Below are 21,574 nucleotides of genomic sequence, written 5' to 3'. Positions count from 1 at the left end.
GTTCTAAAAATGCTCCACCAAAATTACTCTCCAACTTAATTCCCTTCTCTCCTTTGTGCATCCAAAACCGCTATGGTTGCCAAATTCACAATTTCATCTACACTTGCGCGCATCTGCAATACGTGGACTGGTTTTTTCAATCCCATCAAAATAGGTCCCACTACTTGCGCCACCTTCATTCCCCGGATTATTTTGTAGGAAATATTGGCACTCTCCAAATTTGGAAAAATGAAAACATTGGCCGGTGTAGTTCCCAATTTTGAGAACGGATAGTCTGCAAGATGGTCAGAATTCATGGCGAAATCCGGCTGAATTTCCCCATCTACAATCATGTTTGGATATTTTTCGTGAAGGATGGAAACCGCTTTTGCCACTTTTTTCGAAGTATCTGAAATAGACGCAAAATTTTCAAAGGAAAGCATGGCGATTCTTGGATCAATAGCGAAAGTTTTCACGGTAATTTCCGCCATTTTTGCGATGTTCACCAAATCTTCAGCTGTAGGATTTTGAATAATCGATGCGTCGGCGAAAAAAATCGGTTTTTTCTCCGTGAGAATCATCATCATGGAAGAAATCTTGTCCACTCCTTTTTCTTTTTCCACAATTTTCAGAATCGGCTTTAAAACTGAAGAGTAATTTTTAGAAAAACCTACTATGAGCGCATCTGTATCACCGTGATGAAGCATCAACGGACCAAAATAATCTCTTTGTCGCACATATCTTTTCGCTTTGTACTCGTTCATCCCTTTTCGCTGACGCATTTTCCAAAGGGTTTCGCGGTATTTTAGCCGGTACTCTTCCTGGTCATCGTCCATTGGATCCACAATAGGAACATTCAAGTCGATGCCGTATTTTTTCATCTGCTCCTTGATGAATTTTTTCTCGCCGAGAAGAATTGGCTGTGCGATCCCTTCTTCGTAAAGAATCTGGGCAGCTTTCAAAACATTGTATTCTTCGGCATTTCCGAGGGTGACACGTTTCGGATTGGATCTTGCGCGGTTTTGCATCATTCGGATGAGTTTTTCATCCCGACCCATTCTGTCTAAAAGGGTATTTTCATAATCCTCGAAATCTTCAATCGGTTTCCCTGCGATTCCGCTTTCCATGGCGGCTTTTGCAACCGCGATAGAAACCTTGGTAATCAATCGGTTATCAAATGGTTTTGGAATAAAATATTCTCTTCCGAAATTCAATCCCTTTAAATTATAAGCCAGAATCACTGCTTCCGGAACCGGTTCCTTCGCCAAGTCCGCAATCGCCCGAACGGCCGCCAACTTCATGGCTTCATTGATGGCAGTGGCCTGAACATCCAGCGCGCCGCGGAAAATATAAGGAAAACCAAGCACGTTATTCACCTGATTAGGATAATCACTTCTGCCGGTTGCCATGATGGTATCTGGTCTGGTTTCCATAGCCAAATTATACTCGATTTCCGGATCTGGGTTGGCCAAACCGAAAACTATCGGATTTGCCGCCATGGATTTCAACATTTCAGGACTCATCACATTTCCTTTTGAAAGCCCCACGAAAACGTCTGCTCCTTTCAGTGCATCTTCCAAAGATTGAAGATCAGTTTGGGCAATGAAATCGATTTTTTCTGGCGTCAGGTTTTCTCTTTTATGGTTGATGATGCCTTTGGAATCACACATCAGGATATTCTCCTTTTTCACACCGAGTTCGATGTAGAGTTTCGCACAAGCGATCGCAGCAGCTCCTGCACCATTCACCACCATTTTCACCTCACCGATTTTTTTGTCGGCAATTTCCAGAGCATTGATCAGCGCCGCTGCGGAAATGATCGCGGTTCCGTGTTGGTCATCGTGCATCAATGGGATATCCAGTTCATCTTTCAGGCGCTGTTCGATGTAAAAAGCTTCCGGAGCTTTGATGTCTTCAAGGTTGATCCCACCAAAAGTGGGTGCAATTCCTTTCACAATTTCAATGAATTTATCCGGATCTTTCTCGTCAATTTCTATATCGAAAACATTGATGTCTGCAAATATTTTAAACAAGAGTCCTTTTCCCTCCATCACGGGTTTTGACGCTTCTGCACCAATATTTCCCAAACCCAGAACTGCGGTTCCGTTTGAAATAACTGCTACCAAATTTCCTTTTCCGGTATAATCATAAACAGCTTTCGGATTTTTTTCAATCTCCAGACAGGGAACCGCCACTCCCGGAGAATAGGCTAAAGAAAGATCTCGCGCTGTAGAGTGGGGTTTAGACGGAATCACTTCGATTTTTCCTTTCGGTTCTGCTTTGTGGTAATCGAGTGCGGCCTGGCTAAAGTTTTTTTCGTCTCTTTTATTTTTGTTGGGCATAAACTTGAGTTTAATGTATTAGAAAAACATTTTGAAGTCCAAAAAAATGGGTTCAAAATTCTGAGCGCGATTCTGACAATTCAAAATTGCGGATGCAAAGTTCGGAAATTGAAACGAAATAGTATTCGCTACATGGTAGAGATTTTGAAAATCACTGCAAATTGAAGGATTAATCCAGATTCAGGAGGTATTTTTTGTGGTAATCCACCAAACTCTCGATGGGTTTCTGCACGATGTTTCCAACCGTGAGATTTAATTCCGCTGCAGCAGCACGGATAAAATCCTCATAGTAGAACGCTATTGATCCGATGAAATTGATTTCCGCTTCTCTGGCTTCTTCATAAGGCAAAACCTGATAATCCAAAAAATTTTTCATCTCGTCGAAAATCATATTCTGAAAATACGGATGGCTTTTATGCTGCACTACGAATTTGTTGAAATCGGCTAAGTAAGCGTTTGCTCTAGGATTATGATACATGTTTTTTATGGCATCTTCAATGGTGAGATGATATTTTTCCACGAAATCATGATGCAAATCTGAAGGAAGTTTTTTCATGAAATACCGGCGAAGAAGCAGCTTGCCGATTGCGCTTCCGCTTCCTTCGTCACCAATCAAAAAACCGAGTGACGGCAATTCGCGCTTTACTGTTTTCCCATCGAAATAGCAGGAATTGGAACCTGTTCCTAGAATGCAGACAATTGCAGGCTTTCCATTATAAGCGGCGTAAGCAGCCGCAGTAAGATCCTCTTTCACAATGATTTCACCGTGTTTAAAAACCCTCTGAAACTCATTTTCCACCAAAGCCACATTCTCCGGAACGCCACATCCGGATCCGTAGAAAAATACTTTTTGCAAAGAATCTTTGATGGAAACCAGATTATTGTTCTTTTCAATTTCCGGAACAATCATCTCCGCGTCTATAATATTTGGATTAAATCCGATGGTTTCAGTTTTTAGGAAAATCTTCCCGAACTTGTCGAGAATCACCCAGTCGCATTTGGTGGAGCCGCCGTCAACAATGGCAATCATAAAATATAATTTAGTCCGCTAAAGTATTAATTTAATTTGAAAAAACTTCAAGAGCATCATTTTCAATATTTAGCAGCCATTGAGATCATAAAAAAAGCGAACCCAAAAAGCCCGCTTCCACATTTTTTAAGATCTAGAATCACTCCACATTCAGAACCTCAACAATATCAGGCGCGAACTGCTTAATGGTGTTTTCGACACCCAATTTCATGGTGGAAAAACTCATCGGGCACCCATTGCAATTCCCCACCAGTTTTACAAAAACCGTTTTTCCTTTTACATCTACCAACTCAATATCGCCACCATCTTTGTTCAAAAATGGTCGGATACTTTCCAGCGCATCCATCACCTTGGTTACTGTTTCTTCGTGCTTTATATTTTTCATAATTCTTTCTTTTTGGGTGATAGGAGTTGGGTGATGAATCTTTACCTCACTCAGCCCATCATCCAATCTCCAACTTCTTTATGCTCCCGTTATTTCTTCGGAGAACATCCCGCCATGGTCGTGATTTTCACGGCTTCTGTCGGAGGGAGGCTCTTGTTTCTTTCCACCAAGCTTTCAATCATGTTTTGAGTGGTTTTGGTGTAGATTTCGGCAATCTTTGATCCATCCTGCATTGCGGCAGGACGGCCAACATCACCTGATTCTCGGATGCTTTGGATTAATGGGATTTCGCCCAGAACAGGAATTCCCAGATCTTCCGCTAAATGCTGTGCACCTTGGTTTCCGAAGATATAGTATTTATTGTTCGGTAATTCTTCAGGGGTAAAGTACGACATATTTTCAATCAATCCAAGCACCGGAATATTAATGCTGTCCATAGTAAACATGGCGATTCCTTTTCTCACGTCGGCTAAAGCGATATGCTGTGGAGTGGACACAATCACCGCTCCGGTCACCGGAACTTCCTGAACGATGGAAAGGTGGATATCTCCTGTTCCCGGTGGAAGGTCGATCAAAAGGAAATCCAGCTCACCCCAATGTGCATCGCGAATCATTTGATTCAAGGCTTTTGAAGCCATTGGTCCCCGCCAAACTACGGCTTGATTGGCACCGGAAAAAAATCCTATCGAAAGCATTTTCACTCCATAATTTTCTACCGGCTTCATCAGGTTTTTTCCGTCCACTTGTACCGACAAAGGCTTGTCGCCGAAAGTATCCAGCATGGTCGGAATTGAAGGTCCGTAAATGTCTGCATCCAAAATTCCGACTTTGAATCCCATTTTGGCTAAAGTGACCGCTATATTGGCGGTAACTGTAGATTTCCCGACACCGCCTTTGCCGGAAGCTATTGCGATGATATTTTGGATCCCGGGAATCTGTTTTCCTTTGATTTGATTTTGTTGAACTTCGGAAGGTTCGGGAGAAGCGATCTTCAGTTTCAAGACCACGTCTTCACCAAACTCCGTTGCAAACGCCTGCTTCATGGCTACTTCCAATTTCTTCTTTTCGTGCATTGCAGGTGAATGTGCGGTCATATCGATATACACATCATTTCCCATTACCTGGAAATTGTGAACCAAATCGTCCACTTCTATCTCTTTCAGGAAATCCTGAACTTTTGCTTTCGTCAACATAATTTTCTTCTAAAAATTGAGTGACAAATTTAGGCAAAATTTTTCTTATTTAGAATGAATAAAATTTATGACTTTTGTCTTTAAATAAAAATGACCGCCAATGCAGCAGTCATTAAAATATCGCAGGTAAATTGAATTTTATGTTACAGTTCTCCGCCGTGATGATCGAGTTGTCCTTCCCATTTGGATACGGCGGAAGTGGCCAAAGCATTCCCCAAAACATTCGTCATGCTTCTTCCCATATCGCAGAAATGGTCGATCGGGAGGATTAATGCTATTCCTTCCGGCGGAATTCCAAACATGGTGCAAGTTGCCACGATGATGACCAAACTTGCTCTGGGAACTCCGGCGATTCCTTTGGAAGTGAGCATTAAAACCAAAAGCATCGTGATTTGTTGTCCAATGGTCATGTCGATTCCATAAATCTGTGCAATGAAGATCGCTGCGAAAGTCATGTACATCATACTTCCGTCTAAGTTGAAAGAATATCCTAAAGGCAAAATGAATGAGACTACTCTGTTGTTGCAACCAAATCTCTCAAGTTCTTCTACCAATTTCGGGAAAACCGCTTCTGAACTTGTGGTAGAGAATGCAATGAGCAACGGTTCTTTGATTCTGCGAAACAATTCGAAAAGTCTGTTTCCGATGATTAAATAACCCACCACACAGAGGATAAGCCATAAGACAGCCAATGCGAAAAAGAAATCCCGGAGATAAATGGCGTACACTTTGAAAATCTCGAATCCGTTTGTGGCCACCACTGCCGCGATTGCGCCCAAAACTCCCAGTGGAGCAACCCACATAATGTAACCCACCATTTTCAGGATGGCATGTGCGCAAATATCAAATGCTTTGATGATAGGCTTCGTGTATTCTTCGCCCATGTTTGCCAATGCGACACCAAACATAATGGAGAAAACCACAATCTGCAAAACCTCATTGGTCGCGAATGCCTCGAAAATACTTTTCGGGAAAATGTGCTTTACGAAATCTTCCATCGAAAATCCTTTGCTGGATTTGATCAAATCTTCGGCAGAAGCATGATCCTGAATCGGAAGCTGAGTCACATGTCCCGGTTCCAGCCAGTTTACAAAAATCAACCCGATGAAAAGCGAGACCAGTGATGCAGAAATAAACCAGAGCATCGCCTTTGTACCGACTCTTCCGATCATCCGCATATCGCTCATTTTAGCAATTCCCACCACCAGTGTAGTGAAAACCAGCGGTGCGATAATCATCTGAACCAATCTGATGAAAACCGTTCCCAAAAGTTTGATGTTTTTCGAGAAAGAATCTATGCTTTCAGGATATTGCGTGTGCACCACTCCGCCCATAATCACACCAAGAACCAAACCGATGATAATGGCGATGAAGAGTTTGTTTTGACCTTTCATGTATTTTGATTTTTTTCAAAGATTACAAATATAGATTTTTTTTGGTTCTGTGGGAATTGAGGATCCATGATTTTTGGCAGCGGAAAAAAGCCAGAAAAAGAAAAAGAAAATTTGTAATAATCATTTTCAATTGTTCCGGATCATTTTTGACACCAATTCGCACGGGGACAATTTCCGAAATGGATCCCAAAAAAATTAATAATAAAGTATGGGCAAAAAATAATGAATCTTGGCAGAAGCAAAAAACCCCCGAAGAATTCAGAGGTTTAATTTTTATTTGGGTTCGGATCAGGCCTGCAAATATCTTGCATAGGCATATCCTTCAGTTCCCGAAGCGGTTTTTACTTTCCACCAGTCGTCGGAAGTTTGCTCTACCAAAGTGAGGTTTTCACCTTTTGCAGCTTTTCCTATGATTGCGGCTTCGGTGGAAGGTTCCTGTCTGATGTTCAAATTGGAATCTTCTGTAACCACGGTCAGTGAAGCACCAGCTGCCAATCCCGAAACCTGCACATCCACATTAATATCTGAGGCTGAATAGGTGGAATCAATAGCTCCCAATGCGTTCCAGACTGCATCTTTTGCCGCAGAATTAGAAGCATTTCCGGAAACGTAAAGAATTCCGTTTTGTTCTGTAACCTGCAAATTTGAAATTCCCGCCGACTGTGCCGCCGAAATCACTCCCGCATATTTGTCTTGTAATGCACTCATTTTGAATTATTTTACAGTGTAATTATAATTAACTTTTCCAGCTTTCAAAGCATCTACCGACATTTTGATTTTTCTGGCCTGTTCTGGAGAAACGTTCCCGGTAAGGGTGAGTTCGCCATTCACTACTTCCACTTTCACTGAAGGGAAATCTTTCACTGCATCAGTCACTTTTTGCTGAACCAAAGGATCCACCGCTGAAACGGTTTCTACCACCGCAGGAGCTATGGTTGCCATATCCATCACATCCTTAATTCCCGGAATAGCTTTTAGGGAGGCAATCATCGCATCTTTTTCCGCTTCATCAGCGAAAGTTCCGCTCAGATGTGCAGTTCCGTCTTTCACTTCCACAGATGCATTTGGATTAGAAGTCACCACAGTAGTTGCCTGCGTTTGAAGTTCGGCATCGGAAGTTTTTTTCTTGCAGCCTATTGTGACAAATGACACTGAAAGTGCCAAAGCTGCCATAGCGAGTGTTTTTTTCATAGTTGAATGATTTAGCGTTATTAAAATACTTATGCTCAAATTTAGCAATTATTTATCTACCAATTTTTGTAAAAAAATATAAATTTTTCTTAAAATATCTGAAAAAATCCAACTGATTTTAGAATTTTCAGATGATTCTGATTGCAAGACCACAAACTAAAAAACGCTCTAAAATAAAAGCCTCCCAGAATTTCCGAGGCAATTATTTTCCGGCAATGGTGCGGAAAGTGAGATTAATTCTGGGCGAAAATATTTTTTTTGTGGGCGGCAGCCGGTGAAGCCAAAATGATTGGGTTTCGCCTTTCATCACCAAAAGACTGCCGTGCTCCAAAACCAGCTCCACCTTCTCTTTGGTTCCCTTATGTTTCAATGAAAATTTCCTTTCAGCTCCGAAACTCAGTGAACCGATTGCGCCATTTTTCTTCAGGTCTTTTTCGTCATCACTGTGATAAGCCATTCCTTCGGTTCCGTCATGATAAAGGTTCAGCAGACAGGAATTGAAGGTTTCACCCGACTTCTCTTCGATTCGCTTTTTCAGTTCCAACAATTCAGGAATCCATGGCAACGCTTTTTTGGTGGTTTTGGAATAGGTGTATTCAAAATCTTCATTTCCGTACCATGCAACTTTCCTCCTGGTAAAAATTTTTTCTCCGAAAATGACGGCTTCATCGTTTTTCCATTCGATCTTTTTCAGAAGTTGTTCGAAATAAAAATCAGATTTTTCACGATCAAAAATTTTGCCATAATAATTCACGGTTCCATCTTTGGGAAGGAGGTTGATTTGTGAGTCAAATTCAAGAGGGAAGAGTGATTGCATGCTCAAAAATAATCAAATTGTGGATTTCCGTTTCCGTTCAAAAAACTGCCGCTCATCTAAAATTGCGGGAGGTGCAGAACCCCTTTAAAAAGGACCTTAAATCAGTCCTCAGATTTCGGGTAGGTGATTTTCACTTTTTGCCTTGAATCCAGAAAAATTCTTGCCAAATCAGAATTTTGAGGCAAAAAAAAGTATTCATCAAAAAATCTACTGATGATCGGGATAAAACAGGCGTTTTGAAATCATAAAAAAAATCGTGCATAAGTGGCTGAAAATACCACGAATACACGAATGATTTTTAGACGAAAGGAATGTATCGGTTAATCACTTTAATCTTCCAAACCTGCGGCTTTTGGACAAGTCACGAGTGGCAGATAAAGCCGCGGAATTTCTTGAAAACAATTCAATCAATGTGTTCAGAAATCCCTGATCTCCGGATTTCTTAATTATTAGAAATGTGATAGTACGCCAACATTTTGTAATAAAGCTTCGCTGCCAAAAAAGCAGTTGGTTTCGGCATTGCAGAATCCATTAATTCCACGATGTCAAAAGCTACGACATTGCATTTTTCAAACACTTTTCTCAATAATTCCAAAGTAGGATACCACTGCAATCCGCCCGGTTCCGGAGTTCCTGTGGATGGCGCAATGGATGGATCGAAAGCATCCAAATCAATGGTGATATAAACGTTTCCGGAGACCTTTTCCAAAACGTCATTGATCCAGTTTTCATTGACGGCAATTTGGTGTGCCCAAAAACACTGATCCTCATTCACATGTTCCATTTCTTCCAAATCGCATGAACGGATTCCTACCTGAACCAAATTATGCTTTTTGCTGGCTTCATACACTGCGCATGCGTGATTGCAAGTGGAACCGTGGAAATCTGGCCTCAAATCGGTATGCGCATCTAATTGCAACACGGTCAGGTTTTCATATTTTTCGCCCACTGCGCGGATTGAACCAATGGAGACGGAATGTTCGCCACCAAAAAGCGTAAACAATTTCCCGTCATGGTTCAGCAATTCTTTGGTTTTCTGGTAAACCGCTTCTGTCATTGCTTCGGGTGTGGAATTTTCTGTGACTTCACCTGCAAGATAAACTCCCTCCAGATAAGGTTCGGTTCTGGTTTCGATATCAAAAAGTTCCATGTTTTCGGAAGCATCCAAGAACAGTTCAGGACCTTTGTCTGCACCTTTTCCCCAGGTTGAAGTTCCATCATACGGAACGGTGACAAGCATTACTTTTGAGTTTTCAAGGGTTGCGTTTTCTTCTGGAATTCCGGCGTAAGTGTTCATATTTTGTTTTTTTTGAGTGCCACAAAGATATGAAAATGTCCGGTTTGATTTGGGTTAAAGGAAGCCGGTCACCGTAAGCGAAAAAAAATGTTTTACCCGAAAAAAACAGTTCATAATTCCACAAACCCACCCTAATTGCTATATTTGAAAAAAAAACGCATGAAACGGGATCTCTACATCGACTTTGCCAAAGGATTTGCCACCATTTCCATTATTTTTATCCATACGGTTTTTTGGTCCGGGCAATTTTACGTTCCCACAGAATTGCGGGTTTTGTCTTTGCTGGTAGATGTTCCGCTGTTTTATGCGTTAAGTGGTTTGACTTCCGGTGGGAATATAGAAAAAACGATGTACCGATTGCTGAAACTGCAGATTACCTACATGATCTTCGTGACGTTTCTGTTCTTTCTCGATTACTTTTTTAAAGTTTTCGGGCTGAATTTTTTCGGCCTGGACTGGATGAAGGATTTCTACTCCACTTTTGGGGCGAAATATACTCCTTCGGATATCTCCACCAAACCGCAATGGCAGAATCTTGGCAATTGGTACCTTCACCAATACACGATGGCAGATACTTTTCCTGTGGTCATGGGTAGTTTCTGGTACCTCAAGGTCTATTTCATCCTCACTGTTTTTGGTGTTCTGATTCTAAGGTTTTTCCCAAAACATATCAAATGGTTCACTTTCCTTTGTTTGGGTTTAACCCTCATGTTCAATATTTTGCCTTCCTACTATCCGAGCGGACAAGTGGGTTATGTGGCGTTTTACCTCGGATTGTTTTTGGTGGCACACCAAATGAAGGGAAAACAAATACCGAAAAAGTGGATCCCTTTTCTGTACGGCGTTTTAACGGTAATTCTGGTCATCCTTTTCTGGCATTTCGGGAAAGACTATTTTATGCGGATGAATAAGGCCAAATTCCCTCCGAAGCTGCTCTATATTTTCTGGTCTTCCTTTTCTTTACTGACCCTTTTCGTTTTATATAACCGGCTGAAAATCACCAAAAACAATTTCATCACCTATATCGGGAAAAATGCGATTTTTTATTATTTCGCACAGGGAATGAGTTCCTCACTGGTTTATTTTATCGTGGTTCCCTTGAAAGAAAAGTTGATCTGGTGGGTTTTGATGATTCTGATATTCTGCATCAATCTCATTTTGGCTATCATCATTGCGGAAGGCGCAAAAAAACTCGATGATTTTGGCTGGAAGGTTTTGGAATTATTGCGAAAAAAAACCGCTTCAGCGACAAACTAAAACGGCAATGGATTGACAAAAGCAATGGTTATTCTTTGTTCCCGCCACTTCTCACGATGACGGCGATCAAGATGATGAAAAGCAACGCACCAATCACCCAATAAACCGGATTGGTAAACCATTCCTCGGTGGTGGTGGTTTTTGTGGATGTAGTGGTCACATCTACTTTAGGGGTTTGTTCTTGCGCCAAAGCAATGATGCCGAAGAAGAAAGTAACTAAGAAAATCCCCAGATTTTCAATTTTTTTGGAAATAGCTTGCGTATTCATAATTTAAAATTTTAATGTTGTTGATTCTACTTTCAAGTTTTATGCCAATATTTCAGACCTTTATTTATCAATTATTCAAATAAGAATCGTATTATCCCTATTTTCGACAATCTTGATGCAAGCAAAAAAAAACAGAAGTACCCTCAGATAGAATCACTATTTTTACCGAAAAGTTTTACCGATGTTTAAACTTAAATTATTGACCGACCCCAGATGGGCAAATATTGCTGAAGGTAATTTGGCCGAGATCCTCACCGATCATGCGTGGTGCGAACAGAAGGCAACAACCAATGCCATTACTTTAGTCACCATGCTTCCTGAATATCCCGAAATTGTGACCGAACTGCTGGAGATTGCACAGGAAGAACTTGATCATTTTCAGCAGGTTCACGAAATCATCAAAAAACGGGGCTATGAATTCGGACGCGAAAGAAAAGACGATTATGTCAATCAGCTGTTCAAATTCATCGTGCAGGGAAGCCGGCAGGATTACATCGTGGACCGGATGCTTTTCGCGGCCATGATTGAAGCAAGAAGCTGTGAACGGTTTAAAGTCTTAACTGAAAACATCAAAGATGAAGAACTCAAGACTTTCTATAAGGAACTGATGATTTCTGAAGCGAATCACTACACCACTTTCATCGGTTTTGCCAGAAAACTGGGAGATCCGGAAAAAGTGAATAAACGCTGGGAAGAATGGCTGGATTACGAAGCGGAAATCATCAAATCTTACGGAAAGAAAGAGACCATTCACGGGTAAGGATCCCTTACAAGCAACACTGTTGCAAGCCTGTCTGCCGACCGACAGATTTCCGGTTTTGGATGCAGGTAAACTGGGCAGTCTTCATTTTATAATTTTTGTTATTTTTACCAACAGTGTTTGATGAACCTGGAAACTTCAAACCCGCAAACCAAAACCCACCTGAATCCATTGGAAGAATCCAAATACAGCAGAATCCTCAATATCCTGGCAAAATCTTTTTTCCAGGGACTTTTGATTCTGGGTCCGTTTCTGGTCACCGTCTGGATTATTTGGTACGTGGTCTCCAGCATCGATAGCCTGATTCCCTCCCTTTCTGAAAAAACCTACCCCGGAATCACTTTCCTGATTGTAATTGCCACCACTACCCTGATCGGTTTTTTGGGAAGCAAATTTATTCTGGGACGGGTGGTGGTGGACAGTTTCGACTTTCTGCTGGAAAAAACGCCGGGAATCAAATATATCTACACTTCACTGAAAGAAGTGATGACCTCATTCGTGGGTGACAAGAAGAAATTCAACCAACCCGTGCTCATTAAAACCAATGAAAATCCAGAGATCTGGCGCGTAGGATTCTTAACCCAAAGTGATCTGTCTTCCGTGGGGTACCCGGATTATGTTTCGGTTTATCTGCCTCATTCCTATGCGGTTTCGGGTTGGGTAGTTTTTGTTTTGGCTACCAATATCGTGCATCTGGAAAATGTTTCCGCAGCACAGGCCATGAAATTCGCTGTGAGCGGCGGCATTGCGGGCTTCCATTCGGATGATAATGTTTTCAAAGCGCCGGAATGAAACCATTAATAATTAACAATGAAGCATGAATCCCGGAAGACCTCCAAGAATTCATCTTCCGAAAAAACCTTAATTATTCATTTTTACTTAGTCCTTAAATCATGAAACTTCCTTACGCAGAACCTTTCAGAATAAAAATGGTGGAAGAAATCCGGCAATCCACCCGTGAACAAAGAGAACAATGGCTGAAAGAAGCCGATTATAATTTATTTAACCTGAAATCATCCCAGGTTTTTATCGACCTTTTGACGGATTCGGGAACCGGAGCGATGAGTGACCAACAGTGGGGCGCACTGATGACCGGCGATGAAAGCTATGCCGGTTCCAGAAGTTTCCAGCAACTCCATGAAACCGTTCAGAAAATATCCGGGTACAAATATCTGCTTCCCACCCACCAGGGAAGAGCGGCGGAAAACGTGTTGTTTTCTGTTTTGGTGAAAGAAGGCGATGTGGTTCCCGGAAATTCCCATTTCGATACTACCAAAGGACACATCGAGTTCAGGAAAGCACATGCGATAGACTGCACCGTGGATGAAGCTTTCGACATCGAAAACCTTTACCCCTTTAAAGGAAATATAGACTTACAAAAACTGGAGAAAGTGTACCAAACCTATCCCAAAGAAAAAATCCCGTTTTGTCTGGTCACCATCACCTGCAATTCTTCCGGCGGACAACCGGTTTCCCTGGAAAACATGCGTGCCGTGAAAGAACTTTCAGACCGATACGGAATCCCGGTTTATTTCGATTCCGCGCGTTTTGCCGAGAACGCCTATTTCATTAAACAAAGAGAAAAAGGCCAGGAAAACCGTTCGATCAAGGAAATCGCAAGAGAAGTTTTTTCTTACGGAGCCGGAATGACGATGAGCTCCAAAAAAGACGGCCTGGTCAATATCGGTGGGTTCATCGCATTAAATGATGAAAAAGTCTATCGTGCCGCGTCCAATTTCACGATTATTTATGAAGGTTTCATCACCTATGGCGGAATGGCGGGAAGAGATATGGCTGCTTTGGCGGTGGGTTTGAATGAAGCCACGGAATTCCCGTATCTGGAAAGCCGCATATCGCAGGTGGAATACCTCGGAAATAAAATGATTGAATACGGAATACCGCTCCAGAAGCCAATTGGCGGTCATGCCGTTTTTATTGATGCCTTGAAATTTTTGCCCAACGTAAAGAGAGAAGAATATCCCGCTCAAACGCTGGCAAACGAAATCTACAAGGAAGCCGGAATCCGCACCGTGGAAATAGGGACCATTTTAGCAGACCGCGATCCGGAAACGCGAGAAAACCGTTATCCAAAACTGGAATTGGTCCGTTTGGCGATTCCGCGCAGAACTTATACCAATAACCACATGGAGTACATCGCAGCGGCGGTAAAAAATGTTTTCGACCGGCGGGATGAAATCCTGAAGGGTTACCACATCACCTGGGAATCTGATATTTTAAGGCATTTTACCGTGAAACTGGAGGAAGCTTAAAACAAAGATCCGTTCGGCATTGCTGAGCGGATTTTAATTTCCCCCCGCTCCCTAAATCCCCCCACTCTAAACTCCTATCCCCCAAAACTCTCCACTCCAACACACTCCATTAGGTTAATGCCCCAAAACTTTAGGTCTTTTACCCAAAGCATTAGGTCTTCAAGCCAAATTTTTAGGTCCAAAACCCAAAACTTTAAGTCCGGAACCTAATCGATTAGCCAGGGAACCCAAAACTTTCACCCTTTAACCGAAACGATTCTCAAAACAACCGAAACACTTCTGTAAAATAAAAGAAAAAAGCCTGCGGAAACCACAGGCTGTCTCTGATGAAGTAGAAATCAGTTATTCCTCTCCCTCAGGAGCAGGTGCAGAACGTTTGCCGTTTCGCGGAAAAAACTGTTTCAGCTCATTCATCTTCGTTTCATAACCCGCCACCTGGGAACCGGCTCTGTACAGGGTGTAGGCATAATCTGCCAGTGCAGCCTGGTAATTGTCGTGATCGTGCAGGATCTTGGTATTTTTGATTTTTTCCTGCAAAGCACCCCATCGGTGCTCCAGGTTTTCCATCACAAGGCGGCTGTTGTAATCGTTTTCAAACTCCGCCCAATCCAGATCCGGCACCGAAAGGCTGGGTGCATTCCTGCGATAATCCCATACCTTGTTGACCAGGAGTTTGTTTTGCTCGTTGATGCTTCCGTAAGCGCTTCGCTCATGGGGAGTCAAGGTTACTGTCAGCATTTCGAGCGCAGTTTCCAGTTGGGTGAGGGCATCTTCTGCGGCAGTAATCTGAGCCGGGGTAAGATGCGCATTGTTGAGGTTTGGTAATGGCATAACTTTTAGTTTTTAGGGTTAATAACAGCACGAAAATACTATAAACCAACGAATTAAACACCCGTTAAAACACCCTATTTTATGTTTTACCTGTGATGCCTTTTAAAAAACGCCACCATTCCGGGGATGGATTCATGAGGAAATTCGTGTCCGGCATTGCGTTCTTCCAAAACCAATTCAGTATTGTTGATCCCTTTGAAAGTGGTGATTTCGCCATCTTCCACTTTTGAATTTTCATCGGTCTGCAGATTTTTTTTCACTATCGGAACCGCTGATTTCTGCTGTCTGTAGGGAACCAAAGGATCATTTTTGCCCATGCTCATCCAGATGGAAATGGGTTTGGCATTTTTGACCATTAATCCTCCCTGTGCGGCCACGGAGCAAATTGCGGCGATTTTCTCACCTCTTTCCTTCCACAAAACATTCACAAATCTTGCTCCGTTGGAATGCCCCACGAGATAAATTCTTTGGGAATCAATTGGATATTTGCCTTGTACCTCTTTCAGCACTTCATCAAAAAACAAGACATCGCGGTTCCCGTTTTCGTTGGGAAACATTTGCCAACCATTCAGAAGTCCCTGTTTATCGATAACCCGACCAGAAGTCCCGGGAATTCCCTGCATGAAAACCACCAATGCTTCGGGAAAATAATCCTGAAAATCCATTTTCGCAGCGGCATATTTTGCATTGCCGCCATGTCCGTGAAAAACAAAAACCAGGGGCATCTTTTCCGCGGTTTTTTCCGGTTCAAAAATCAGCGCTTTTCGCACGGAACCATTGATGCTGAAAGTGAATTCCTTTTGCGCAAAACAGCATGGAGACAGAGCGACCAGCAGAAAAATCAAAATACTTTTCATAAAACTTTTTGAGGTAAACGAAAAAATTGCCTGTTTTCTTATTTCAATAAGCACGAAGTTACCCGTGATTGGGCAGCCCAAAAAAAAACAGCTACCTATTCTGCAGCTCCATCATTCCCTCCGGAGAAACAAAATCGTAATTCCAGGCCGGTTCGAAAGTGAGTTCGATTTCGACTTCGATGCCGGGAAATTCTTTTTCCAAAGCGTTTTGAACACCGGTTTTAATCGCATCTCCCATCGGACAAAATGGTGAAGTTAAAGTCATTAAAACATGGATTTTATTTTCCTCCGGGAAGGTAATATCATAAACCAATCCCAAATCGATGATGTTTACCATTAATTCGGGATCCATCACTTCGTAGAGCACAAATTCTGCACGCTGCTGAAGTTCGTAATTTTTATCGTTTTCGTCGAAAGTCATTCTAATTTTTTTGTTTTGTGTAAAAGTAATTTAAAGACATTCACATTATAAATCACTGCCAGAATCACCCATAAAAACAGTCCGATTCTGATGACGATTAAGTTCTGCACCATCAATCCTAAAGCAAAAGTGAGGAACGCAGCAATGAAAACTCTGAACTGCCAAATCGTGAGTTGCTCGCTGTACAGATGTTTCGGAAGCGGCACTTTCACCTTTCCGGAAAGATGTTTGTAATGCCCGTTCCAAATGATGAAAGGCAAGGTTTTGAAGGTTTTTCCTAAGATAATATTCGTAATCCAACCCAGGAAAATCAGCGTCCCATAAACCATCACCCATCGGTAACCTTCGGAATAATACACGATTGGAATGATTAAAACCGCAATGATTAAACTTAAAAATGAAAGAAAGGCATGCTTCATCAAGAGTTCCACCCTTTTTCGCAAACGGTTTCTGAAGGCATCATAAAGATAGAGCAGCCAAAAGATAATTCCGATGAGAACGAAGCCAGCATAAATGAAAATCCGCCAGGTGATTTCAAAGAAAAATCCATCAACCAAGAATAAAATCAAACCTAAATTTTGGAAGACGAATGCACGTTGTAACAAATACTCCTTGTCAGATTTTCCCAACAAAAACATCGGAACCAGTTTCGTGGAAACTCCGGTGATCAGCTGCAGAAACCATCCCGCAATTCCCATGTGGGCGTGAAGTTTCAAGACTTCCAAATGACTGATCGGGAAAAGCGATGACCTCATCTTGAGATTTATCGCCAATAAAAGTCCGACCGAAACCGTGAAAAGCAACCAAAGCGCGGAACTGGTGATGAACATTTTCTGCGCGGAATATTTCGAGCAAACTCTTGTGGTTTTCAGAACATTAATTACAAACAGCAAAACCGAAAAAACAATCAGCGAACCGCCTGTAATCATGATCCAACCGACATCGAGATTCCAAAATTTCCAGGTGAGGAAAATAATTCCCAAAGTCAAAGTGTACCAACTTGCAGACGCCATTTTCTCGCTGTACAAATCCTGCTCGCAAATCACGGGCAGCAATTGGTGAGCCGCCCCGAAAATCATCATCGTTCCCCATCCCAAAGCCGCAAGATGCACGATGGTCAACAGATGCGGATTGAAATAATGCCGGGTAAAAGATTCGGGCGTGGTGAACATCAATACACAAAGTACCAGAAAAACCACCGCTCCTGTTGCATAAAACGGGAGAATAGCGCTGTTTCCCGGTGCTTTTCCAATGTTGATGTCTGCCATTTTTTTTAATGAATAGGTAAGAATGAATAATTTGAGTGATGGTTCAATGAAGTTCTGATCTGTTTTCTGAATATGGGGATTCCTCTCTTGGTTCGGAATAAGAAATTGCTCATTTCATTTACCTTTTACTTCTGAAAAATTAACATTTTCACGTCGCCTTCTCCGACATTGTGGATGTGGACTTCAAAATCTTTTTCTGCAAGCTCTTCCAAAAGGTACACAGGAATTCTTTTGTGGTCAATGTACAAAGCGTTTCCGGCAGGAAGCGTTTCCAGCTCGCCTAGAATCGCCTGCATCGGACCGGGCATTTCCAGTTCGCGCACATCTATTCTGATGAGTTTTTCATCCCCGAACTGAGCAATAACGTCATTGAAATGTTCCGCACCGTGCATCATCACTTTGCTGTCTGCAGTTTCTGAAGTTGGTTCCACTTCTTTCTTTTTCTTCAGGAAATAGGTGTGAAATTCCTGATCAGAAATGGTTTCCACGAAAGAATCCTCTGCTTTTTGCTGTTTCAAAAGATGGATTAAAGGTGTCGGAACGAAATTATTGATGATGCATAGAATTTTTCCATTCGGAATGGTTTTGAAACGACCGAGAATTTCTTTCAACGGATCCGCTCCATTGTCGATGATTGGACGAACATCATAAAAACCGATATCTTCTTTCGGGGCGTTCTGCAGCCAGCTCGGTCTCGGCTCGTGTGAAGTTTCCACTTTTGAGGATTCCATTCCCTCGAAAACAAATCCGAGCGGAGTGAGTACCTTTTTGAAGTCTTCTACTTTTGCGCCGCCCATTTTTGCCGCTTCTGCAATGGTGACCCGTGAAGCCATAATTTTCCTCAATATCGGATTCCTTAATTTCTCAAGAGGTTTTGCGATGGATGCGATGGCTTCCACAGATTGCGGATTCTCTTTAATCAGCTCGGATATTTTGGTTTTTTCGGTAATTACTTTCATCAGTGAATTTCGCTTTTGTTGCTATTTTCTCAGTTATTTTTGCATTGGGTTGTTCGCCCAAAATTCATCATCATAATCTTCCAACGCAGAATGTTCTTCTTCACGCAGGATATCTCCGATTTTATCCAGTTCTTCGTCGGATAGTTTTTCTTCTAAATAGGGAAAAAGAGTTCGTTCCTCAAACCGGGTGTGGTCATCTATCAAATCTGCAAGTTCCAGGTACAGTGGATCACTTTTTTCCAGGGTCCTCACATTGATTTCGTTGATTTTGGCTACAATCAATTGGTGTTCATTTAAACCGCGGTTTACCATTGCATCTTTAAAATCAAGGAAAAGCAACTTTTCTTCCGACCGGAAATGGGGCTCCAGATGATGTTTCCAAAACCAGTTGATGTATCGGGTCATTCTCTGGGGCTGCACTTCGGCTTTCACTCCCTTTCTTATTTTCCAGCAAAAAAGCAATGTAGCGTGATGTTCGCGGGAAATTGGAACGATGTTTCTGTTTCTTTTGATGGGTTTATTTTCCATGTTAATTTTTTTTGGAGCCTTAATTTTGTCTTAAAATGCCACTATTTATACTGAATCATCTACTGATAAATCCATTGTGGCTTTTCAACCTTTAAACTTGCCTTTTCCGCGATAATTAAGCGCAGCGAAGAATCGTTGGTAAAGAAAGTCCACATCCAGTTGATAAAAACGATGAGTTTGTTCCGAACACTCAGAATCAGCATTAAATGCAGGAACATCCAGAAAACCCATGCAAAAAAACCTTTGAAACTGAAGAGCGGCAAATCCACCGCGGCTTTGTATTTCCCCACAGTCGCCATGCTTCCCTGATCTTTATAAAGAAAGGGTTTCCACGTTTTTCCTTTAATGCTGTTGTTAAAATTCTCGGCCAGGTTTTTCGCCTGATTAATGGCAACATTTGCAATTTGCGGGTGACCTTTCGGATATTTTTCGGATTTCTGCATCGCGATATCTCCTACTGCATAAATATTTTCAAATCCGGATATTTTGTTGAAATCATCGACTAAATAACGGTTTCCCTGAATGATTTCCTTTGAAAAACCCTCCACAATATTGCCGGTAACTCCCGCTGCCCAGATCACATTTTCGGATTTGATGGAACAGCCGTCTTTCAAAATAAGGTTTCCGTTTTCATACCGATCCACCAGTTGGTTGAGCAAAACTTCCACACCTAATTTTTTCAAATATTCCAAAGAGGCTGTTTGAGCAAGTTCGCTCATATTTCCCAGTGTTTTTCCGCTTCCTTCAACCAGGATGATTCTGATTTCCGAGGTATCTATTTCCGGATAATCATTCGGTAGGATATTCTTTTTCATTTCGGCAAAAGCACCGGCCAATTCCACACCGGTCGGTCCGGCTCCTACGATCACGATATTGTTTAGGCCGCTATCGTAATCTTTGGTCGAATTAATCCGCTCAAAATTCCTCAAAACCCTGTTCCTGATCTGGATTGCCTCAAAAGTACTTTTCAGAGGAAGTGCTGACTTTTCCAGTTCGGAGTTGCCGAAATAATTGGTTTTGCAGCCGGTCGCAATCACCAGATAATCATATCCGAATTTTCCGGCATCGGTTGAAATCGTTTGTTCATCAGGATTTACCGAATTTACTTCGGCCATCTGAATACTGACTCCCTCCCTTTTCTGAAAAATTTTCCGAAAAGGAAACGAAATGCTTGAGGGTTCCAGTTGCGCAGCCGCCACCTGATAAAACAGCGGCTGAAACTGATGGTGATTGGACTTATCCAGCAAAAGCACGTTGTAATGCTTGGTATCAATGTGTTTCGCAAACTGAAGTCCGGCGAATCCGCCGCCAATGACGGCTATTTTCTTTTTCACAATATTTTGTTTAAAGCATTGTCAGCACTTCAAGCGCTGACAACGCTGAGTTAAATTATGCTTGCGCAAGTTCCTGATCCAGCTCCAAAGCTTTTGGGAACAGGTAATCGTTTTCCAGCCGGAAGTGCTCGTTTAAATCTGTTTCAAATTCTTTTAGCTTACTGTAAAGGTAAGAAAACGAGTTACATGCATTTTTCGGAGGGGTAAAATTGTTAGTGATCCTTCTGATCAAATTCAAATCTTCGTTGGCAATTTCGTGGTCTTTTAAAAGTACCCTGATTGGCAGATCCAAAGTACCAACTTCATAAGTTGTTTTTTCCTCCGGATTTCTCTTTTTCGCCAAACCTTGCTTGATTACCGGGAAAAGCACGCCTTCTTCATTTGCAATGTGATCCAACAAATCTTGCAGGAAATGATGTGTCTGAGTCGCAACGCGGTGAAGTTCAGGATGATCGGTTCCGTGATGTTCGGAGACTTTGATAGCCAAACCATTCAACGCTTCCGCATTTTCCTTGATATATTGATGGTGCTTTTCCACGATATAATCTGCAAGTTCGTCCAGTTCCCATTCATCGAAATCTTTGGATCCGGATTTAGAACTTTCGGTTTCACTGCAACCGAATTTCACTCCTTTTTCTTTTAAAAGTTGAGCTTTTTTCACATCCTTTTCAGGAATCGCAGCAGATGCAGTTTTGGTTTCTTCAGGATTTTTTGCAATTAAGACCTTAAACCATTCCGGTCCTTGCTGAAGATATTCCCAGGTGAAGATATTTCCTCTTTCTGCCAGAAGTTCGTAGTAAAGCGGTTTTGGATCATGATCATTATCGATGATGAAACTTTCACCCGGATTCAGTGCATCGAAATGCCGGAAGATGGTTGGATGTTTGAATTTAGGTTCAATTTTGGTGACGTCCAAAGTTTCCTTCGGTTCAGCTTTTGCAGCCTCTTTGGTTTCTTCTACAGGATTTTTCGCGATCTGCACCATAAACCATTCCGGACCTTTCTCCAGATATTCCCAAGTGAAGATATTTCCTCTTTCGGCAAGAAGTTCGTAATACAGAGGTTTCGGATCGTGGTCGTTTTCTATGATGAAGCTTCCGCCCGCATCCAGTGCGTCAAAATATTTAAAAACGGTTGGGTGTTTCAGGCGCGGTTCTATTTTCGTAACGTCCAAAGTTTCCAGTGTAGCCATT

The 21,574-nt window shown here is 42.0% G+C and carries 22 protein-coding genes; 4 read left to right on the top strand and 18 right to left on the bottom strand.

From position 1 onward, the window contains the following. Positions 1-35 precede the first annotated feature (35 nt). From L0951_RS12205 to speB, 9 genes are all read right to left on the bottom strand, one after another. Positions 36-2,321, bottom strand: a complete 2,286-nt coding sequence (locus L0951_RS12205) for an NADP-dependent malic enzyme (RefSeq protein WP_234111538.1) — start codon at positions 2,319-2,321, stop codon at positions 36-38. A gap of 169 nt (positions 2,322-2,490) precedes the next feature. Further along, a complete protein-coding gene (locus L0951_RS12200) occupies positions 2,491-3,351 on the bottom strand; it encodes a BadF/BadG/BcrA/BcrD ATPase family protein (RefSeq protein ID WP_234111537.1) in 861 nt (286 codons plus the stop codon). 139 nt (positions 3,352-3,490) lie between these two features. Then, positions 3,491-3,736 carry a NifU family protein gene (locus L0951_RS12195; protein ID WP_234111536.1) on the bottom strand — a complete coding sequence of 82 codons (246 nt, stop codon included), beginning with the start codon at positions 3,734-3,736 and terminating at the stop codon, positions 3,491-3,493. Positions 3,737-3,825: 89 nt separating this feature from the next. Further along, entirely contained in the window at positions 3,826-4,929 is a 1,104-nt protein-coding gene (locus tag L0951_RS12190; protein ID WP_234111535.1) for an Mrp/NBP35 family ATP-binding protein, read from the bottom strand. A gap of 143 nt (positions 4,930-5,072) precedes the next feature. Next, positions 5,073-6,323, bottom strand: a complete 1,251-nt coding sequence (locus tag L0951_RS12185; RefSeq protein ID WP_234111534.1) for a dicarboxylate/amino acid:cation symporter — start codon at positions 6,321-6,323, stop codon at positions 5,073-5,075. 288 nt (positions 6,324-6,611) lie between these two features. Then, positions 6,612-7,031, bottom strand: coding sequence for an SH3 domain-containing protein (locus L0951_RS12180; RefSeq protein WP_234111533.1), 420 nt, complete (start codon positions 7,029-7,031; stop codon positions 6,612-6,614). A gap of 6 nt (positions 7,032-7,037) precedes the next feature. Continuing rightward, complete coding sequence (locus L0951_RS12175) at positions 7,038-7,514, bottom strand: BON domain-containing protein (protein WP_234111532.1); 477 nt, start codon at positions 7,512-7,514, stop codon at positions 7,038-7,040. Between the two features lie 202 nt (positions 7,515-7,716). Beyond that, positions 7,717-8,331 carry an alpha-ketoglutarate-dependent dioxygenase AlkB family protein gene (locus L0951_RS12170; RefSeq protein ID WP_234111531.1) on the bottom strand — a complete coding sequence of 205 codons (615 nt, stop codon included), beginning with the start codon at positions 8,329-8,331 and terminating at the stop codon, positions 7,717-7,719. A 442-nt stretch (positions 8,332-8,773) separates the two neighbouring features. After that, a complete protein-coding gene (gene speB, locus L0951_RS12165; protein WP_234111530.1) occupies positions 8,774-9,628 on the bottom strand; it encodes an agmatinase in 855 nt (284 codons plus the stop codon). Positions 9,629-9,787: 159 nt separating this feature from the next. On the opposite strand from speB, the gene L0951_RS12160 reads away from it, so the two are divergent. Further along, a complete protein-coding gene (locus L0951_RS12160) occupies positions 9,788-10,885 on the top strand; it encodes an acyltransferase family protein (RefSeq protein ID WP_234111529.1) in 1,098 nt (365 codons plus the stop codon). 28 nt (positions 10,886-10,913) lie between these two features. On the opposite strand, the gene L0951_RS12155 is transcribed toward L0951_RS12160, so the two are convergent. Further along, positions 10,914-11,153, bottom strand: coding sequence for a hypothetical protein (locus tag L0951_RS12155; protein ID WP_234111528.1), 240 nt, complete (start codon positions 11,151-11,153; stop codon positions 10,914-10,916). 181 nt (positions 11,154-11,334) lie between these two features. Between L0951_RS12155 and L0951_RS12150 the strand changes: the two genes are divergently transcribed. The 3 genes from L0951_RS12150 (at position 11,335) to L0951_RS12140 (ending at position 14,183) form a co-directional block, all read left to right on the top strand. Then, positions 11,335-11,913 carry a tRNA-(ms[2]io[6]A)-hydroxylase gene (locus L0951_RS12150; protein ID WP_234111527.1) on the top strand — a complete coding sequence of 193 codons (579 nt, stop codon included), beginning with the start codon at positions 11,335-11,337 and terminating at the stop codon, positions 11,911-11,913. Positions 11,914-12,036: 123 nt separating this feature from the next. Then, a complete protein-coding gene (locus L0951_RS12145) occupies positions 12,037-12,705 on the top strand; it encodes a DUF502 domain-containing protein (RefSeq protein WP_234111526.1) in 669 nt (222 codons plus the stop codon). A 101-nt stretch (positions 12,706-12,806) separates the two neighbouring features. Next, positions 12,807-14,183, top strand: a complete 1,377-nt coding sequence (locus L0951_RS12140; RefSeq protein WP_234111525.1) for a tryptophanase — start codon at positions 12,807-12,809, stop codon at positions 14,181-14,183. Between the two features lie 342 nt (positions 14,184-14,525). On the opposite strand, the gene L0951_RS12135 is transcribed toward L0951_RS12140, so the two are convergent. The 8 genes from L0951_RS12135 to L0951_RS12100 all read right to left on the bottom strand — a co-directional run bounded on the left by L0951_RS12135 (position 14,526) and on the right by L0951_RS12100 (position 21,573). After that, on the bottom strand, positions 14,526-15,014 hold the full coding sequence (locus L0951_RS12135; RefSeq protein WP_234111524.1) for a hypothetical protein: 489 nt from the start codon (positions 15,012-15,014) through the stop codon (positions 14,526-14,528). An 86-nt stretch (positions 15,015-15,100) separates the two neighbouring features. After that, positions 15,101-15,871, bottom strand: coding sequence for an alpha/beta hydrolase family esterase (locus L0951_RS12130; protein WP_234111523.1), 771 nt, complete (start codon positions 15,869-15,871; stop codon positions 15,101-15,103). A 91-nt stretch (positions 15,872-15,962) separates the two neighbouring features. After that, positions 15,963-16,292: a metal-sulfur cluster assembly factor gene (locus L0951_RS12125; protein ID WP_234111522.1), complete on the bottom strand. Its 330-nt coding sequence runs from the start codon at positions 16,290-16,292 to the stop codon at positions 15,963-15,965. Further along, on the bottom strand, positions 16,289-17,560 hold the full coding sequence (locus tag L0951_RS12120) for a hypothetical protein (protein WP_234111521.1): 1,272 nt from the start codon (positions 17,558-17,560) through the stop codon (positions 16,289-16,291). Before L0951_RS12120 ends, L0951_RS12125 begins: the two co-directional genes overlap by 4 nt. Positions 17,561-17,685: 125 nt before the next feature. Further along, a complete protein-coding gene (locus tag L0951_RS12115; protein WP_234111520.1) occupies positions 17,686-18,519 on the bottom strand; it encodes a DUF2249 domain-containing protein in 834 nt (277 codons plus the stop codon). A 33-nt stretch (positions 18,520-18,552) separates the two neighbouring features. Next, positions 18,553-19,047, bottom strand: a complete 495-nt coding sequence (locus L0951_RS12110; RefSeq protein WP_234111519.1) for a hemerythrin domain-containing protein — start codon at positions 19,045-19,047, stop codon at positions 18,553-18,555. Between the two features lie 59 nt (positions 19,048-19,106). Next, positions 19,107-20,381 carry an NAD(P)/FAD-dependent oxidoreductase gene (locus L0951_RS12105; RefSeq protein WP_234111518.1) on the bottom strand — a complete coding sequence of 425 codons (1,275 nt, stop codon included), beginning with the start codon at positions 20,379-20,381 and terminating at the stop codon, positions 19,107-19,109. A gap of 55 nt (positions 20,382-20,436) precedes the next feature. Further along, entirely contained in the window at positions 20,437-21,573 is a 1,137-nt protein-coding gene (locus tag L0951_RS12100) for a DUF2249 domain-containing protein (RefSeq protein ID WP_234111517.1), read from the bottom strand. Between the last annotated feature and the right edge of the window lies 1 nt (position 21,574).

This window comes from Chryseobacterium sp. R2A-55 (genome assembly GCF_021401085.1).
Lineage (GTDB): Bacteria > Bacteroidota > Bacteroidia > Flavobacteriales > Weeksellaceae > Kaistella.
Note: the sequence above shows the minus strand (reverse complement) of the source record. Positions and strands in the feature narration are given on the sequence as shown.

Bases quoted from the DNA above. Each gene is read 5' to 3' on its own strand.
- L0951_RS12175 (WP_234111532.1), bottom strand. From the start codon at position 7,514: ATGAAAAAAACACTCGCTATGGCAGCTTTGGCACTTTCAGTGTCATTT.
- L0951_RS12160 (WP_234111529.1), top strand. From the start codon at position 9,788: ATGAAACGGGATCTCTACATCGACTTTGCCAAAGGATTTGCCACCATT.
- L0951_RS12145 (WP_234111526.1), top strand. From the start codon at position 12,037: ATGAACCTGGAAACTTCAAACCCGCAAACCAAAACCCACCTGAATCCA.
- L0951_RS12125 (WP_234111522.1), bottom strand. From the start codon at position 16,292: ATGACTTTCGACGAAAACGATAAAAATTACGAACTTCAGCAGCGTGCA.
- L0951_RS12190 (WP_234111535.1), bottom strand. From the start codon at position 4,929: ATGTTGACGAAAGCAAAAGTTCAGGATTTCCTGAAAGAGATAGAAGTG.
- L0951_RS12135 (WP_234111524.1), bottom strand. From the start codon at position 15,014: ATGCCATTACCAAACCTCAACAATGCGCATCTTACCCCGGCTCAGATT.
- L0951_RS12140 (WP_234111525.1), top strand. From the start codon at position 12,807: ATGAAACTTCCTTACGCAGAACCTTTCAGAATAAAAATGGTGGAAGAA.
- L0951_RS12130 (WP_234111523.1), bottom strand. From the start codon at position 15,871: ATGAAAAGTATTTTGATTTTTCTGCTGGTCGCTCTGTCTCCATGCTGT.
- L0951_RS12115 (WP_234111520.1), bottom strand. From the start codon at position 18,519: ATGAAAGTAATTACCGAAAAAACCAAAATATCCGAGCTGATTAAAGAG.
- L0951_RS12120 (WP_234111521.1), bottom strand. From the start codon at position 17,560: ATGGCAGACATCAACATTGGAAAAGCACCGGGAAACAGCGCTATTCTC.
- L0951_RS12100 (WP_234111517.1), bottom strand. From the start codon at position 21,573: ATGGCTACACTGGAAACTTTGGACGTTACGAAAATAGAACCGCGCCTG.
- L0951_RS12180 (WP_234111533.1), bottom strand. From the start codon at position 7,031: ATGAGTGCATTACAAGACAAATATGCGGGAGTGATTTCGGCGGCACAG.
- L0951_RS12150 (WP_234111527.1), top strand. From the start codon at position 11,335: ATGTTTAAACTTAAATTATTGACCGACCCCAGATGGGCAAATATTGCT.
- L0951_RS12205 (WP_234111538.1), bottom strand. From the start codon at position 2,321: ATGCCCAACAAAAATAAAAGAGACGAAAAAAACTTTAGCCAGGCCGCA.
- L0951_RS12185 (WP_234111534.1), bottom strand. From the start codon at position 6,323: ATGAAAGGTCAAAACAAACTCTTCATCGCCATTATCATCGGTTTGGTT.
- L0951_RS12195 (WP_234111536.1), bottom strand. From the start codon at position 3,736: ATGAAAAATATAAAGCACGAAGAAACAGTAACCAAGGTGATGGATGCG.
- L0951_RS12170 (WP_234111531.1), bottom strand. From the start codon at position 8,331: ATGCAATCACTCTTCCCTCTTGAATTTGACTCACAAATCAACCTCCTT.
- L0951_RS12155 (WP_234111528.1), bottom strand. From the start codon at position 11,153: ATGAATACGCAAGCTATTTCCAAAAAAATTGAAAATCTGGGGATTTTC.
- L0951_RS12200 (WP_234111537.1), bottom strand. From the start codon at position 3,351: ATGATTGCCATTGTTGACGGCGGCTCCACCAAATGCGACTGGGTGATT.
- L0951_RS12110 (WP_234111519.1), bottom strand. From the start codon at position 19,047: ATGGAAAATAAACCCATCAAAAGAAACAGAAACATCGTTCCAATTTCC.
- speB (WP_234111530.1), bottom strand. From the start codon at position 9,628: ATGAACACTTACGCCGGAATTCCAGAAGAAAACGCAACCCTTGAAAAC.